This is a genomic window from Streptomyces sp. NPDC028289, assembly GCF_055565975.1.
In genome coordinates, this window is sequence record NZ_JBVHTI010000001.1 from 1,528,736 (window position 1) to 1,543,724 (window position 14,989).

The window sequence follows — 14,989 nt, forward strand, 5'->3', positions numbered from 1 at the left end:
ACACGCACATAGTGATTGAGGGACGTGAGGCAGGGGACGTCAATCCGAGGGGTCAATCCGGTTCTGCGCCCGGATGATCTGTCGCAGACTGGTGCGGGCCGCGTCGAGATCATTCTGGAGTCGACGGACCTGATTCTGAAGCGGTCTGAGTTGGGTCACCTCGCGTTCGAGTCGTCGGTTGGCGTCGGTGAGTTCGCTGATGCGCTCGGTCAGTTGCCGGTTGTTGATCTGGTCGAGCTGGTTGCCCAGCTGTTGCTGCAGGCCTTCTCGCAAGCGGTCTCGTTCGTTACGGAGGGCTTTGATCTCTTCGCGAGCCATGGTCAGGTCGGCCTTGAGGCCTGCGGTGCTGGCCTGGCTGACGTCGTGTGTCGGGACGGGTGCTCGTTCCTGTCGCTGGATGGCGGTCTCGACGTGCTCGCGGACGCCTTCGGCATAGACGAGCCAGTTCGAAACTCGGGCTGCGCGGGCGACGGCAGTGAAGGTAATGGGGGCGCCATCGTTGAGCATCCGCTGGACGGTGTCGAGGACGCGTTGACGTTTCCGAAGACTGGTCTCGCGGCGCGATGCGGCCAGGATTTCCGCTGGTGAGCGCGAGGTCACGGCCGCTCCTTCTCGGGGGACACCACGGTCAGCGGCAGCAACTTGCGGTCGCCACTGGCCCTGACCCGCCGCAGCACGACCGCAGCATCCTCAAGCTCGGCACGTTCATCCGCAGGCAGATCGGCCATGTCCTCGCGCATCTTCTCCGCGACTTCCTCGTAGGAGGTGATCTGGGCGGTGAGATTGTCGATCACGAAGGTGGCCGCGTCCATCGCCATCGCACGCTCCCGGTCCGCGCGGAGACTGTTGGCGTGATCTTCGATCGCTGGCAGGTAGGACGGGTCGGGGCGGTAGAAGCCGCAGCCTGAGCATTGGAATCGGATCGGGCAGGACTGTCCGCCGGCCTTGACGTTGGACGGCTCGGTGCATCCTCCGAACGGGACCGCGACCGAGCGTTGTTCGTAGGCCCTTGAAGAGCACGGCACCGAGCTGCCGTGTCGGTCGATGACCATCAGGCTGAGCGTCTTGACAGCCTGGCGCTTGCGTTCGAAGGAGACCCGGTAGTAACCCATCGTAGTTTTGGGATCGTCGTGGTCCATCAGGTCGCGCAGGACGTCAATCGGGGTTCCGGCGTCCGCATGCCGCTGGGCAAACGAGTGCCGGAAGGCATAGGGGAAGATCAGTGAGCGACCGAACGGGATGATGTTGCCGTCTGCGTCCAGGGCATCGCTGTCCAGGGATGGAAGTGAGTCGACCCAAGCCCGGAGTGCGGCGCTGAAGTTGTTGCTGGTCATGTGGTCGAAGCCGCTGTTGTCCGTGATCGCAGGAAACAGGTAGGAGTCGCTGACCGATGGGGCTTCGAGCCGGTCGCGAGTTTTCTGCCATGCCGTGATCGCCTCGACTGTGGAGGAAGTGATCGGCAGGCGGCGGCGCATCCTGCGGCCTTTGTGGTTGTTCCAGATGAGTGCGACTTCGTCACGCTCGCGCTCCAGGCAGTTGCGGGGCAGTGAGACGACTTCGAGTGGCCGCCGACCAGAGTCCCGCAGGACGACGTAAGCGGTCTGGAACATGGCCTTGACGTACTCGGTCCTGAGGCCTCCGTATGGGATGTTCGTTCCGAACGAGTCCAGTCTGGCGTCGAGTTGGCGGATGACGTGTTCTGGGATCGCCTTGCCGATCTCGTCTTCGTTGGTGTCCTCGTCGGGGATGCGCTGGGTCGCCCGGCGGATGAAGGACCCGGGGGCGTCATTCATCAACTCGGTCAGGCGACCGAACTCGATCGTCTGGCAGAAGCCCGTCCATAGGTCACTGCGGTAACCGGCACCGACCAGCCTTCCGTCCTGGTCGACAGCGCTAGCGATCTCGTCGAAGCACACTTGCATGTGGGCGAAATCCAGACCGGCCGGCTTCATCCCTCCGCCGGGCAGACGGTTCATGCCCTGGCCTGCCAGAGTGCAGGCGCGAAACCATCGCCAGAACGCCGCCCCGGTGGGCTTTTCTGCTTCTGCCCGCCGACGCAAGACCTGCCGCAGCCAGGGCTGCGGGATCTGCGCCAGGTCGGCCCCGCCCATGTGACGGCGTCGTCCCGACCGAGTGGAGGCCTTCAGACCGGACGCCCGCAAATCGAAGTAGTCCTCGCCCCGCGGGTCCCGTCCGCTGAAGGCGACGAAGCCCTGCTGGAGGGACCAGATCAGCTGTCTGACCAGCGACTTCTGGTTGGTGCCCCTCACTTTGTCCATCAGCGCTTCACTGGACAAGAGCATGCTGGTGCCGCCCTGCTTGCGGACCTCGATGATGACCGCGCGCAGGTGATGGGGCGGGATGGTCGAGCCCAGCTTGTCCCGCTGCTGAATCGCGTAGGCCATCTCCAGCCGTGGTAGCGCGGGAAGCTGGATCAACGAGAACTGGGCAGCCGTCAGGACCGGCGGCTCGGCCCTGGCCCACTCCCGAAGCTCGCGGCAGTCCCGCGTTCCCTTGTGCCCAGACTCGATCCACCTGCGCTGGTGGTAGTTGCAGATGGGCGTCCGATCGTGAATGCAGCGGTTCGGGCATCCGCCGACCATGCACGGCGGCGGCTGTGGAAACGGCGTGACGCCGAACGACTCCACCCATTCCATGATCGGGAGTTTCCGGCTGCGGATCTTGCAGTCTCTGATCCAGCGGTGGTAGTGGGATTGGCAGAGGGTGTGGATCACCCGCGCGCGTCCGCATCGCACCGCGTCCCGCATGACCGCGCACGGCGCGGCGTCGGTGCCGCGGGGGCGGTCGGACGGCACGTACTGAGCGTCGAAGTCCTCCCAGCTCAGCCCGCTCTCCTCCCGCCCGCGGGTGCAGTTCCGGCAGCGGGAACGCGAGGCCAGCAAGGCCCGGCAGCGAGGCGTCTGGCACTTCCAGGCGGCCGTCAGCGAACTGGTGAGGTCGCCGGTGAACAGCCAGGAGTCAGCGTCCCACTCCGCCGGGCGCCAGTTTCGATCGATGTGGTCTTGCAGCCACGTCTGCCAGCCTGCCCAGTCGACGTCGAACGGGGTGATGGCAGGCTGCAACTGCGCATGGGCTGTAGCGGTCATCGTGCACCTGCCGCCACTCGCTCGACGGCTTCGCGGCGGTCCCGGTCCGTGGTGTGCAGGTAGGGCTTCAGCGATGCGGGCGACTCCTGACCCAGGAGGTCCTGGACCACGTCGCGGGGAACCCCCGCTCTGATCCACTCCGTCGCGGCAGTGTGCCGGAGCATATGTGGCCGGGCAACGATCGCGGCCCACTTGGCGAGTCGATCGAAGAGCTGTTTGGCGTTCGGGTAGCTCATCGCCCGTCCCAGCGGAGCCCGGAACAGGTTCACGAAGACCATGTCGCTGTCGGCCGCTTCAGGTACCGCGTCGCGTTCCCACTGATAGTCCCGGTAGTGGCCGACGACATCATCGCCGACGGGGATGGCCCGCGACTTTCGGGACTTCGCCAGGGCACGGTTGGTGTTGTCGCGGCGGCGGTGAACGTGAACGTGCGGTCCGCGGACAGCGCAGCCCAGGGCGTGGGAGTCGGCGAGCAGGTGCATGTCGGCCCGGTGCAGGCCGAGCGTCTCGCCGATCCGCATGCCCGTGGCCCGCATCAACACGATCATGAATCGATCGCGCGCATTCCTGGCCAGCCGGATCATCAACTCGACCTGTTCTGGAGTAAGGCACTCGATCCCAGGGTCGGTCGTGGCGAACTTCAGCGTCCTTTCCTGAACCACTCGAAGGTCCCGGCCGTCTCCGCCGACTCCGGCCGGCAGGAACCGCATGTACTTGGGCTGAGACAGCGACGCGGCGACACGCTCCGACACCCAGCCTGGGCCCACCCCGAACCGAAGGAACTGCGTCATCGTCCCCAGCACGGCGTTCGCCGATCCGTCCTTGCGATACCGGACGACGGGCTGACCTCTTCGGCCCCGCGCCGGAAGCGGTGCGCTGACCAGCCAGTTCCGGAACCTCAGCAGACTCTCGAAACCTGGGTCCGACCACGACAAGGCTCGTTCATCACACCAGGTCAGGTAGAGAGCCAGACGGTACGCGTAGTTCCGCTCTGTGTTCACCGACCGACCCAGACCGCGTACAGCGTCCAGGTACGCAGTCGACTCCGGATGCAGGCGGAACTGCTCATCCACCACCACCCATGCCACTCCCGAAGGGCTGGCCACCGTCGCTCGCTCAGCATGAAAGATCACGAAAGGCCTAACGAGCCAGACCGGCCAGTGACCTATCAGATACCCGTCAGCCACACAGACGAATGAGCCCTGACCTCACATGCCTTACGTCGAGAAACCGCCTATAGATAAGCACCACAGCGACCGTGTAGACGGCGAACTACCTGCGCGTGACGCCCAACACCGACGGCAACGAGTTCGGCCGGAACATCGAGATCGGCCTGTACGCCGAGAAGACCGGCAAGACCACGATGAAGTACGGGCCCCGCTGGACCGAACTCGGCAAGAGCGGCGGACGCACCACGGCCATCACCGCCGGAGTGAACCCGAGCAAGCCGGACAAGCGGAACCACACCTACATGCTGGTCCGCCAGGCCACCGGCAACCAGTGGGACGTCCTGTACGACTTCAACACCGTGGGCAGCACCACCGACCAGCTCAAGGTCATCGGGGGCGCCACCAACCGCGTCGACGTCGGTCTCGAGGTGACGGGCCCGCAGTACACGAACGTCCCGGACATCTCCAACCGCATGCAGTTCATGGACGGCAACAAGTCCTGGCATCAGGTTGCCACGACGAACGTGGCCAAGGTTCTCTCGCTGCCCACCTGCAGCACCACGAACAAGCCGCCGTACTGCTTCAAGAGCAAGCTGACGGACGCCACCGCCTTCACCCAGTGGACGGCGAGCAAGCCGCGCAAGCCCGCGCCCTCCGTCGCTGCCACACGCGCCACGGCTGTACCGGCGTCGTGGGCCTCCCTGCAGCACGCCCAGGGCGTACCGGCCGTCGTCAACGGCGTCGACCAGAACGCCCTGTCCGCGTGCCTGGACCGGGACCCCGACAGCTGCCTCCAGACAGTGCCCGGTCTCGCCGAGTGCGTGCAGGCCGCCCACGTCTGCAACGCCGTCGCTCTGGAAGCAAAGCCGCAAGCCATGGCCGACCGCGCCAGCGGCGACGCTCCCAGCGCGGCATCCCTCCGCGAGCGCGCCGCGCACTCCTTCGCCGTCGACCCGCGCCACCTCGACCTGGCCCGGTCGTCGACCACTGGGGCACGGTCTCTGGGCGCCAAGCCGGAGCCGACATGGACCGTCAGCTCCCAGCAGATGACGCCAGGACTCGAGCACGTCCACCGACGTTACCAAGGCTTCACCGCCGTGTACTCGGCCCGGACCGGCCAGCTCCTCGAAGCCTGCTGGGGCGCGATGTGCCGTTCCTGACCGGACGGAACCAGCAACGCTCCGCCTTCCACGGCCGCCACGAGCAGTCCCAGCTGACGCCTTCCACCATCCGAGACTTCACTGTGCCTCCCAGGGAGCAACTCCTTATGCAGCACCCCGACCACCGAATACGGCTGGTCCGCTGGGCCCGCCGAGCGGCAGCCGCCTGCGCCGTGACCCTCCTGACCACGACCGCGGCGACCGCGGCACCCGATCAGGCGCACACACCGCGACCCGCGACGACCTCGGGTTTCGTGAAAGCCTCGTCCGTTCCCAAGTCTGAGCTCCGAAAGCTGAACCACCCGGTTCCGTTCACCACCTACCGACGCTCACACGGCAAGCAGACGCGGCACGGGCACACAGTCCGGCGCGCACCCACCGACGATCAGACCGACCTGCGCCAGCAGTGTGAGCAGCAGGCGACAGCCGCGAAAACCCAGACCGGCTGGATCAAGAGCCGCTTCGAGAGCTGTCAGAAGAAACCGTACGACCTGATCCTGCGCGACAAGAACGGCACCGAGGCCATCGGCCGTCTCTGGTTCGACATGTGGACCCTGGGCTTCTCCTACGACGGAAGCCGCAAGGTCGACTACGTGGCCAGCGTCGAGAACATCCGCGTCCAGACCGCGGGTAGCGAGGACGCCACCAAGTGGAGCGTCGGTCAGTTCTTCCGGGACGACATCAACGCCAGCAGTAGCGACCCCGACCCGCAGATCACCGCCCCCAGCACGGTCCAGCGCGACGAACTTCTCGGCGTCTGGAACGACAAGCCCACATGGACGCTCACCTACACCTCTCCAGACCTGGGAGCCCAGTACAACAACGGCAACCAGCAAAAGGTCGCGGGAACGGTCTCCATGGACCTCAACATCTCGTCGCCCAGTGTCTCCCCGTACCAGGAGGTCGACGCCTACCACTCCGGCGTCCGCTTCGACTACGCCGGACCCGTGGCAGGCAAGTTCATGGGTACGGTCTTCACCGGAGCCCGCGTCGAGCTCGTGATGAGCCGCAAGGACTCCGCCGTCAAGGAGAGCGCCCTGCACATCTACGACGCGTTGAAGCGCCCGGAACGAACCTTCCCGTCCTTCGCGGGCAAGACCGTTCCTGGAGAGAAGGATCCGCTTCACCGGCTGATCAACAAGGACAAGCAGGATGCGAACCGCACCAAGTCCATCAAGGAGTGCAAGAAGGTGTGGGGCGACTACTCGGGGAGTGGGCTTGAATGCGACGAGTACCCCTTCGCCAGCACGAAAGAAGGGTCGACCAAGGGTGACAACCGGTACTCCGTCCGCCTGATCACGGGCACGGACAACCGCGCCGGCGGCAACCGGCTCGACGAGATGTACACCACCAACCGCGTCCTGGACGACGATCCCTTCTACGTGAAGATCACTGACTGACCGAAAGGTGTTCCCATGGCACTCCTCGCCGAGTACAGCGTCACCGCAAGCCCCGACCGTCGAGTTGTCGAGGTCTACGACGCCGACGCCTACCTCGGTGACGAGGCAGCCATGGCAGCCGCGGAGGTACAGGTGGTGGCGGGCAACGGCTACCACCTGTACCTGCTCAGCCTCCAGGCCGACATCGACGTACGGATCACCGTCCGCATCTGGGACACGCCCCCCAAGCCCCCCGCCGAGGCCGAGGGCCACACCCCGATCACTATCGAGTCCGAGACCGGCACCCTCGTCGTGAACCAGCTGACTCTGGGCCCGGCCGGCGAGATGACCCTGCCCCGCCCAGGCGTGTACGAGGGCTACGCGTGGTGGGCCGGACGCGAAGCGGCCTCCGCCTACTACGACGACATCCTGAGCAGGATCGACGAGGATTGGACCTCCGAACTGATCCGGCAGGCCTGGGGCCGATGCCCGGCCGACGAACGCTACGTACTCGACCTGGCCTTCGTCCGGGAGTCCGAACCAGACGACGAGGATGACGACTGACAGCCCGTGTTTGTCGTGCACCGGGACTCTTCGCGGAGAGGCGCCCGGTCAGACAACTGTGCTTGACGCATGCCGAGACAGGGACAGCGATCAGGGTTTCGGTGCCCGCTGTCACTGCCCGAGTCGGCAACCGGAGACCCTTCAGCAGGGCTGGCAAAAGGGATCGGTTTCACCGTGCGGACGGCGACGGAAGCATGAAGGGCCGCCAGGAAGCCAGGACCGCCCTATCCGGCGCGCAGCGCGCGAGGTCACGAACACCCCGCGCGTCACGCGCACCCGCCGCCCTCAACAGGAGCGTTTGGCCATGGCCAAACCGGATCCCGCACAGCGTCATCCAGCGCCATCACCCGTCACCCGGATGCCCGGGTTTGCCCACCTGTACAGCATAGCCGCAGGTCACGATAGCGATACGAAACAGGTTCGAGTCCCGTCACTCACCCTTCGGTCAGAGGCCGATGATCTGTAGTCACAGGTCATCGGCCTCTTTCGTTGTCCGAGGCCTGCTGGAATCAGTCGGGCGGGTAGATGAGCGTGCCGGAGTCGACGTCGTCGACGTATCGGCCGGCAAGGTCGGCGTAGTACGCGTCGGACGGGTTGCCGTCCGAGAGGTCGGCGGCCTTGACGGTCGAGGATGTGGCGGTGCCGTCGGTGGAGACCGCGGCGGCAAGGTCGATGAGCCGGCCCGGGTAATCGTCGAGCAGGTAGTTGTTGACCTGCTCCCGGGCGGCCTCCTGGGTCGCGGTGCCAGGGTGGGCGGCGGTGAACGGCGGGATGGTGGCGAGGTAGACGGTGATGCCGGAGTTCTGGGTGACCGGCTGCTGGTCGGCGTACATCTGGCTGTCGTCGGTGTAGTACGAGCTCAGCCGGGTGTCGAGGGAGGCCAGTCCTCTCTCCACTTCGGTGGCGCAGGTGTCGGCGTTGCCGGCGCAGTTCAGCAGGTCGTCGGCGCCGAGGGAGACGAGGACGGTACGCACGTTGCCCTGGGCCGGCACGTCCCGGTCCTGGGGGTTGAGCGCGTTCCTCGGAACGGTGCTGTCGGTGATCTGCGGAAGCAGGTTGGTGCTGGTGCCCGCGTTGAGCACGCCGTAGGCCACGGAGGCGTTCCCGTGCGGATCGTCGACCAGAGCGTCGGTGATCGCGTCGCTCAGGTGATGCCGGCCGTCTGCGCTTGCGGTGTCCCCGTTGACGCTCTGGTCTCCGTAGAGGACCAGCGAGCCGGTGGGCCTTGCGGTGGAGGTGGTGACGTCGATACCCGAGAGGTACGGCAGACCGGTGTAAGTGGTCTGCGTGTAGTGGGCGGCGGCCGTGTCACCGGTGCGGTCGGCGGGGTCGCTGACCCAGACGGGAGTACGGGCCACGGAGTGACCGGGCATGGCGGACACCGAGCCGTGCACCCGCAAGCTGACCAGTACGGTTGCCTGCTGCTGGACGGTCAGGGCGACTGGGTCGCTGACGGCGTCGGCGCCTGCGGGGATGGTGACGGACGGGGAACCGCCGAAGGTCAGCGCCGTCGGAGCCGCCGCCGCGGTGGCGCCGCCTGTGACGGTGTCCTGAAGGGCGACGGAGGCCGCGTCGAAGGTCACCGGGGTGGCGCCCGTCGCATTGGACAGGTGGACTCGCACCCCGTTGGCGCTGTCGGTGCCCATGCTGACATGGGCCGGGATACGGAGCGTCTGGTCGTCGACGGTGGCTGTGCTGTCGTCGGACAACCGCACTCTGCCGGTGTCCTGGACCGAGGCCCAGGTGCCGACCCAGTGCCGGGCGGTGGGTCCGCTGCCGGTGGCGGTCGTCGGCCGTAGGCCCAGCCCGAGGATGTGCAGGGCGGGCCGCCCGGCCTGGACGCCGTTGCTCACCAGCGGCAGGGAGATGCTGCTGACGACCGAGCCGGGGCAGGCCAGCGGAACGCTGACGGCGTAGACCTTGGGGCCGGAACTCGGGCTGGTCTGGGTGTTGTTGCCGTGGTTCTCGTGGGCCAGGGTGATCGAGGCCGCGGCGGGCGGACCGGAGAGCCAGTCCGGCACGGTGTCCAGAACATAGTCCTGGTCGGCGGGGTCGCCGTCCGGGTTCAGGCAGTTGTTCCCGGCGTAGGTGATGGTGCCGGAGGCGCCTTTGACCGCGTCGCCGGTGGCGAAGGCGAGGAAGACCACGGCATCGCCGGTGTCGACCACGCTGCCGCCCGGCAGGGTGAGGGTCTGGCCTGAGGCCAGCATGTTGTCGTAGGTGCCGGTGCCGAACTGCGGCAGCGTGATGGTGGCGCCGTCGACGGTCACGGTGCCGCCGCTCTGCCAGCCCGCTGTGCCCGTCAGGTCGGCGGCGTCGATGCTGTCGCCGGAGCCGTCGGCGTCGGCAGGACTGGTCGTGGTGGTGAAGGTGCTGGTGGCGGTGTTGTTCAGGCAGCCGTCGGCGTCGTTGACCGCACAGGTCGGTCGGGCGGTGGGCTGAGAGAGAGTGCTGCGCGACGCGGCACGGCGTGGTGGGGCCGGGGTGCCGGACGCCGCGTGGGCCGGCGCCGTCAGTGATCCGGCCGCAAGGGCCGTGGCCACGACCATGACGGCGACGAACGGCCTTGACGCGGGACGTCTGAGAACAGGCATGGCTAAGCGAAAGACGGACATGGAGGTCGGGATCCTTCCCGGGACAGAGGCGGTCCCCCCGGCGGGTCCGCGCCGCTGTGCATTCTGAAGGCCGGTATGTGGGCGGTGCATCACCAATTGATCGCCAAGCGGCCGCCTACAGCCCGTTTTCGAGTCATGTGCGTCGAGATGCGTTTCCAGCGTGAGTGATTCTTTGGGTTTCCTGTGAAGTTTCTTTACGTCTCATGTCGACTCGGCCGCTTCCGGTCATCCGTGCCGCCGATCCTCAACTTCCCTGTGTGTCAGGGGGTTTGGGGGGGGTGGAGGTCTGTTCGGCTGGGGTGGAGCCCCAGTGCGAACGTCGCTCGGGGGGTGCTGTCCTGGCGGGGTCGGCGATCGCCGCCTTCGTCCCCCCAACCGAAAGGCGACCACCCCTCCATGCCTTCCGAACTCCAGCCTCCGACCGGCCGCCACGGATTCCTCAAGGGCGCCGCCGGGGCGCTCGCCGTCCCGGCCGCCGCCGCGCTCGTCGCCGCCGACGTCTTCACGCGGGACAACGCGTGGACGCTGCTGGAGTCCCTGCGGATCGACGCGGGTGTCCTCGGGCCGTTCGGCGTCCGTCCCTGAACGACCGGCCCTGAACCGCTGGCTCTGAAGCACTGCCCTGAAGCACTGGGGTGCCTCCCCGGTGCGAGAGCACCGGGGTTCCCGGTTTCGTGTGCGCATGCGGGTCAGGACACCGACAAGAGAGGCCCAGCCATGACCGTCCCCCTTCCCGTGGTCTTCATCCACGGGCTCTGGCTGCACAGCACCTCCTGGCAGCCGTGGATCGAGCTGTTCCGCGCCGAGGGCTACGACCCGTCCGCGCCCGGGTGGCCGGGCGACCCCGACACCGTCGAGGACGCGCGCCAGAACCCCGAGAGCATCGCCGGCCACGGCATCGACGACGTCGTCGAGCACTACGCGGCCCTGATCGAGGCCCTGCCCGTGCGGCCCGTCGTGATCGGCCACTCGTTCGGCGGGATGATCGCGCAGAAGCTGCTCGGCCAGGACCGCGCAGCCGCGGCGGTCGCGATCGACGCCGCGCAGATCAAGGGTGTGTTGCCGCTGCCGCTGTCCGCGTTGAAGGCGACGCTCCCGGTCTTCAAGAACCCGGCCAACAAGCGCCGGTCGGTCTCCCTGACCGCGGAGCAGTTCCGGTTCGCGTTCGGCAACGCCGTGGCCGAGGAGGAATCGGCGGCCCTGTACGAGCGCTGGACCATCCCCGCGCCGGGCAAGCCGCTGTACGAGGCCGCCTCCGCCAACTTCAACCCCCACTCCCCGGCGAAGGTCGACACGGACAACAGCGGACGCGGCCCGCTGCTGCTCATCTCCGGCGGCAAGGACCACACGGTGCCCGAGGTCGTCACCCGGGCCACCCTCAAGCAGTACCGGCACTCCGAGGCGGTCACCGACATCATCAACTTCCCCGACCGGGGGCACTCGTTGACGATCGACGGCGGCTGGCGCGAGGTCGCGGACACCGTGCTCACCTGGCTGCGGCGGCAGGGCCTGGAGGCCGGGCGGTGAACTCCGGTCCCCAGGCCGCCGGGACGTCCGCCGGCGACACGGGCCTGGCCGGGCGGACCGTCGTGGTCACCGGCGCCGGGCGCGGCATCGGACTGGCCGTCGTCGAGGCCTTCCTCGCGGCCGGCGCCCGCGTCGTCGCGGGTTCGAGGGAACGCACCGACGCCCTCGACCAGCACGTGAAGCAGGGGGCCGAGCTCACCGTCGTGGAGGTCGACCTCGCGACGCCCGACGGTCCGGCCGCGCTGGTCGCCGAGGCCGTGGCGCTCCATGGCGGTGTCGACGTCCTGGTGAACAACGTCGGTGCGGTGCGGCCGCGGGTCGACGGCTTCCTGGGCGTGACGGACGAGGACTGGGAGTGGACGTTCACGGTCAACCTCATGGCCGCCGTCCGTACCACCCGGGCCGCGCTGCCGCACCTGCTCGCCACCGGCGCGGGACGCATCGTCACCGTCTCCTCGGTCAACGCCCGGCTGCCGGACCCGCTGGTCATCGACTACGGCGCGGCGAAGGCGGCGCTGACCAACTTCTGCAAGGCCCTGTCCAAGGAAGTGGGGCCACGCGGTGTGCGGGTGAACACCATCGGTCCCGGCCCGGTGGAGACGGCGCTGTGGCAGGGCGCCGGCGGTGTCGCCGCCACGGTCGGCCGGTCCCGGGGCGTCGACCCCCGGGAGGTGGCCCGTGGCGCGGCGGACCAGTCGGTGACCGGCCGCTTCACCCGGCCGTCCGAGGTGGCCGATCTGGTGGTCTACCTGGCCGGTCCCCGGGCGGCGAACATCACCGGCGCCGACTTCGTCGTCGACGGCGGCCTGGTCGACTCTCTCTGACCGGCCGTCACGGCACGACGGGCGCCCGGCCCGCCGCGCCTCACCTCCCCTCGTGTCGCTTGGAGAGATCCGTGAGATTCCGCCTGCCCAGATCCCGCCGCCTGGTGGCCGCGGTCTTCGCCCTGGCCGTCGGCCTCGGCTCGACCACCCTCACGGCCGCGGCCTCCGACAAGTCGGCGCCGTCGCCCGGCGAGCGGATTCCCGCCGGCTTCAGTGAGCACAAGACCCGGGTCGCCGGGATCGGCATCAACTACGTGATCGGCGGCCACGGCCCGACCCTGGTCCTGATCCACGGCTACCCGCAGACCTGGTACGAGTGGCACGGCATCATGCCCGCGCTCGCCAGGCACTACACCGTCATCGCGCCGGACCTGCCCGGCGCGGGCCGCAGTGACGCCACGGCGTCCGGCTACGACAAGAAGACCATGGCCGCCGAGCTGCACGCGCTCCTGGTGTCGCTCGGCAAGGACCAGGACGTGGACGTCGTCGGCCACGACATCGGCACGATGGTCGCGTACGCGTACGCCGCGCAGTACCCGCACAGCGTCAGGAAGCTCGTGCTCAGCGAGGCCCCGATCCCGGACCCGGACATCTACCAGCACCCGGCGCTGACGGCCCAGGGCCCCGGAGCATGGCACTTCGGCTTCTTCTCCTTGCGGACCGGCCTCCCGGAGAGCCTGGTCCGGGGCCGCGAGCTGACCTGGACGACCGGCTTCATGCAGGGCCTTGCCGTGCGCAAGGACGCCCTCACCCCGGACGACCTCCAGGTCTTCGCCTCCTACCTGCGCGACTACGCCCATCTGGAGGCGAGCTTCGCCTGGTTCCGGGCGTTCCCGCAGGACATCGCCGACAACGCGCGGTTCCGGAAGAAGCGCCTGACCATGCCGGTCCTCGCGATCGGCGCCGACGGCAGCCTCGGTTCGTCGCTCGCGCAGCAGGTGCGCCACTACGCCACCCACGTCACCCCGGCCGTCGTCCCCGACTCCGGCCACTGGATCTACGAGGAGCACCCGAAAGAGATGACCGACATGCTGCTGCGCTTCCTGGACGGCCCCCGATGACCTCAGGAGCGAAAATGACCGGCTTCTTCCCGACCTTCGGCCCGACGCCCGAGCGCGAACCCTTCTGGTTCCTCGGCGGCCAGGCCAGGATCCTGCTCCCCGGTACCGCGACCGACAACCGCCTCAGTCTGATGGAGTTCGCCGACCCGGCCGGCCACGCACCCCCGCACCACGTCCACGAGGACGAGGAGGAGGTCTGGTTCGTCCTCGACGGCGAGGTGACGTTCTTCGTCGGCGACCAGCGCCACGACCTGGTGCCCGGGCAGGTCGCGCACGGGCCGCGCGGGGTGCCGCACAGCTACCTGGTGCGCTCGCCCGAGGGGGCGCGAATAGCGGTGCTGTTCAGCCCGGCCTGCATCGAGGAGTACTTCCGGGCCAACGGCACCCCGGTGGCCGAGGCCGGGGACCTGCCGCCGGAGTTCGACATCGCGGCGGTCGTGGCCTCCGCCGAGGCCTTCCACCTGCGCGTCACCGGCCCGCCGCCGTCCTTGTGAGTCACCCGCCGGTCCACCGAGCACACGAAGGGAAACCGACATGCCGTACATCACCGTCGGCCAGGAGAACTCCGCCGACATCGAGCTGTACTACGAGGACCACGGGAGCGGGCAGCCCGTCGTACTGATCCACGGCTACCCGCTGGACGGCCACTCGTGGGAGAAGCAGCTCCCGGCCCTGCTCGACGCGGGCCACCGGGTCGTCACCTACGACCGGCGCGGCTTCGGCCGCTCGTCGCAGCCGACCACGGGCTACGACTACGACACCTTCGCCGCCGACCTAAACGCGGTGCTGACCGAGCTGGACCTCACCGACGCGGTACTGGTCGGGTTCTCCATGGGCACCGGGGAAGTCGGCCGCTACCTGGGCACGTACGGCTCGCGGCGCGTCGCCAAGGCAGCCTTCCTGGCCTCCCTCGAACCCTTCCTGGTCAGGACCGACGACAACCCGGGCGGCGTCGACCAGTCCGTGTTCGACGGCATCCTGGAGGCGGTCACGAAGGACCGCTACGCCTACTTCACCGGCTTCTACGAGGCGTTCTACAACCTCGACGAGACGCTCGGCAGCCGGATCAGCGAAGAGGCCGTGCGGGCGAGCTGGAACGTGGCGGCGGGCGCGTCCGCGTACGCGTCGGTGGCCTGCGTGCCCACCTGGATCACCGACTTCCGCGCCGACGTCGCCAGGATCGACGTACCGACGCTGATCCTGCACGGCACGGCCGACCGGATCCTGCCGGTCGACGCCACCGGGCGGCCCTTCCACGCGCTGCTGCCCTCGGCCGAGTACGTCGAGATCGAGGGCGCCCCGCACGGCCTGCTCTGGACGCACGCCGAGGAGGTGAACGCCGCGCTGCTGGCCTTCCTGGCCAAGTAGCCGCCCGGCTCCGCCACCGCCGAGGGCCCGGACCGCGATGCGGTGCGGGCCCTCACGCGTCCCGCCGGTGACCCGCACCGGGACCGGCCCGACACCCCTGCGCGCCGGCTCGCCACGCACTCGGCGAGGTGCCGTACGCCGCAGCCGCTTTCCCGCGCCCTGATCCGCCGGGCCGTCGGCTCCCGTCACTCCCGGCTCCCCACCGGACCCGGCGT

13 protein-coding genes are annotated in these 14,989 nt (G+C 68.3%); 9 read left to right on the forward strand and 4 right to left on the reverse strand.

The annotated features are described in order from the left end of the window. Positions 1-39: 39 nt before the first annotated feature. From ACZ4UV_RS06760 to ACZ4UV_RS06770, 3 genes are read right to left on the reverse strand one after another with little or no spacing between them, the layout of a single operon-like run. Positions 40-600: a DUF6262 family protein gene (locus ACZ4UV_RS06760; RefSeq protein ID WP_467836112.1), complete on the reverse strand. Its 561-nt coding sequence runs from the start codon at positions 598-600 to the stop codon at positions 40-42. After that, positions 597-3,107, reverse strand: a complete 2,511-nt coding sequence (locus tag ACZ4UV_RS06765) for a tyrosine-type recombinase/integrase (protein ID WP_467836116.1) — start codon at positions 3,105-3,107, stop codon at positions 597-599. Before ACZ4UV_RS06765 ends, ACZ4UV_RS06760 begins: the two co-directional genes overlap by 4 nt. After that, positions 3,104-4,186 carry a tyrosine-type recombinase/integrase gene (locus tag ACZ4UV_RS06770; protein ID WP_467836119.1) on the reverse strand — a complete coding sequence of 361 codons (1,083 nt, stop codon included), beginning with the start codon at positions 4,184-4,186 and terminating at the stop codon, positions 3,104-3,106. The genes ACZ4UV_RS06765 and ACZ4UV_RS06770 overlap by 4 nt, the downstream gene beginning before the upstream one ends. A gap of 203 nt (positions 4,187-4,389) precedes the next feature. Here ACZ4UV_RS06770 and ACZ4UV_RS06775 point away from each other — a divergent pair, with 203 nt between their 5' ends. The 3 genes from ACZ4UV_RS06775 to ACZ4UV_RS06785 all read left to right on the forward strand — a co-directional run bounded on the left by ACZ4UV_RS06775 (position 4,390) and on the right by ACZ4UV_RS06785 (position 7,379). Next, a complete protein-coding gene (locus ACZ4UV_RS06775; RefSeq protein WP_467836121.1) occupies positions 4,390-5,436 on the forward strand; it encodes a hypothetical protein in 1,047 nt (348 codons plus the stop codon). 107 nt (positions 5,437-5,543) lie between these two features. Continuing rightward, complete coding sequence (locus tag ACZ4UV_RS06780; RefSeq protein ID WP_451020224.1) at positions 5,544-6,836, forward strand: NucA/NucB deoxyribonuclease domain-containing protein; 1,293 nt, start codon at positions 5,544-5,546, stop codon at positions 6,834-6,836. A gap of 15 nt (positions 6,837-6,851) precedes the next feature. Next, positions 6,852-7,379: a hypothetical protein gene (locus ACZ4UV_RS06785; protein ID WP_451020225.1), complete on the forward strand. Its 528-nt coding sequence runs from the start codon at positions 6,852-6,854 to the stop codon at positions 7,377-7,379. Between the two features lie 509 nt (positions 7,380-7,888). Here the strand turns inward: ACZ4UV_RS06785 and ACZ4UV_RS06790 are convergent. Further along, positions 7,889-9,922 carry an SGNH/GDSL hydrolase family protein gene (locus ACZ4UV_RS06790; RefSeq protein ID WP_467836124.1) on the reverse strand — a complete coding sequence of 678 codons (2,034 nt, stop codon included), beginning with the start codon at positions 9,920-9,922 and terminating at the stop codon, positions 7,889-7,891. Between the two features lie 468 nt (positions 9,923-10,390). Between ACZ4UV_RS06790 and ACZ4UV_RS06795 the strand changes: the two genes are divergently transcribed. The 6 genes from ACZ4UV_RS06795 (at position 10,391) to ACZ4UV_RS06820 (ending at position 14,774) form a co-directional block, all read left to right on the forward strand. Beyond that, complete coding sequence (locus tag ACZ4UV_RS06795) at positions 10,391-10,579, forward strand: hypothetical protein (RefSeq protein WP_467836128.1); 189 nt, start codon at positions 10,391-10,393, stop codon at positions 10,577-10,579. A 132-nt stretch (positions 10,580-10,711) separates the two neighbouring features. Then, complete coding sequence (locus tag ACZ4UV_RS06800; RefSeq protein WP_351497591.1) at positions 10,712-11,521, forward strand: alpha/beta hydrolase; 810 nt, start codon at positions 10,712-10,714, stop codon at positions 11,519-11,521. After that, the gene (locus ACZ4UV_RS06805) at positions 11,518-12,345 is read left to right on the forward strand and encodes an SDR family NAD(P)-dependent oxidoreductase (protein WP_451020228.1); all 828 of its coding nucleotides are present in this window, start codon (positions 11,518-11,520) and stop codon (positions 12,343-12,345) included. The genes ACZ4UV_RS06800 and ACZ4UV_RS06805 overlap by 4 nt, the downstream gene beginning before the upstream one ends. A gap of 71 nt (positions 12,346-12,416) precedes the next feature. Then, on the forward strand, positions 12,417-13,406 hold the full coding sequence (locus tag ACZ4UV_RS06810) for an alpha/beta fold hydrolase (RefSeq protein WP_467836132.1): 990 nt from the start codon (positions 12,417-12,419) through the stop codon (positions 13,404-13,406). Between the two features lie 14 nt (positions 13,407-13,420). Further along, complete coding sequence (locus ACZ4UV_RS06815) at positions 13,421-13,900, forward strand: cupin domain-containing protein (protein ID WP_451020230.1); 480 nt, start codon at positions 13,421-13,423, stop codon at positions 13,898-13,900. Between the two features lie 40 nt (positions 13,901-13,940). After that, positions 13,941-14,774 (forward strand): alpha/beta fold hydrolase, encoded by an 834-nt coding sequence (locus ACZ4UV_RS06820; protein WP_451020231.1) that lies wholly within the window; start codon positions 13,941-13,943, stop codon positions 14,772-14,774. Positions 14,775-14,989 lie beyond the last annotated feature (215 nt).

What these genes read in the sequence shown, in the direction of transcription:
- ACZ4UV_RS06765 (WP_467836116.1), bottom strand. Translation starts at nt 3,107, where the DNA reads ATGACCGCTACAGCCCATGCGCAGTTGCAGCCTGCCATCACCCCGTTC.
- ACZ4UV_RS06780 (WP_451020224.1), top strand. Translation starts at nt 5,544, where the DNA reads ATGCAGCACCCCGACCACCGAATACGGCTGGTCCGCTGGGCCCGCCGA.
- ACZ4UV_RS06785 (WP_451020225.1), top strand. Translation starts at nt 6,852, where the DNA reads ATGGCACTCCTCGCCGAGTACAGCGTCACCGCAAGCCCCGACCGTCGA.
- ACZ4UV_RS06795 (WP_467836128.1), top strand. Translation starts at nt 10,391, where the DNA reads ATGCCTTCCGAACTCCAGCCTCCGACCGGCCGCCACGGATTCCTCAAG.
- ACZ4UV_RS06800 (WP_351497591.1), top strand. Translation starts at nt 10,712, where the DNA reads ATGACCGTCCCCCTTCCCGTGGTCTTCATCCACGGGCTCTGGCTGCAC.
- ACZ4UV_RS06815 (WP_451020230.1), top strand. Translation starts at nt 13,421, where the DNA reads ATGACCGGCTTCTTCCCGACCTTCGGCCCGACGCCCGAGCGCGAACCC.
- ACZ4UV_RS06820 (WP_451020231.1), top strand. Translation starts at nt 13,941, where the DNA reads ATGCCGTACATCACCGTCGGCCAGGAGAACTCCGCCGACATCGAGCTG.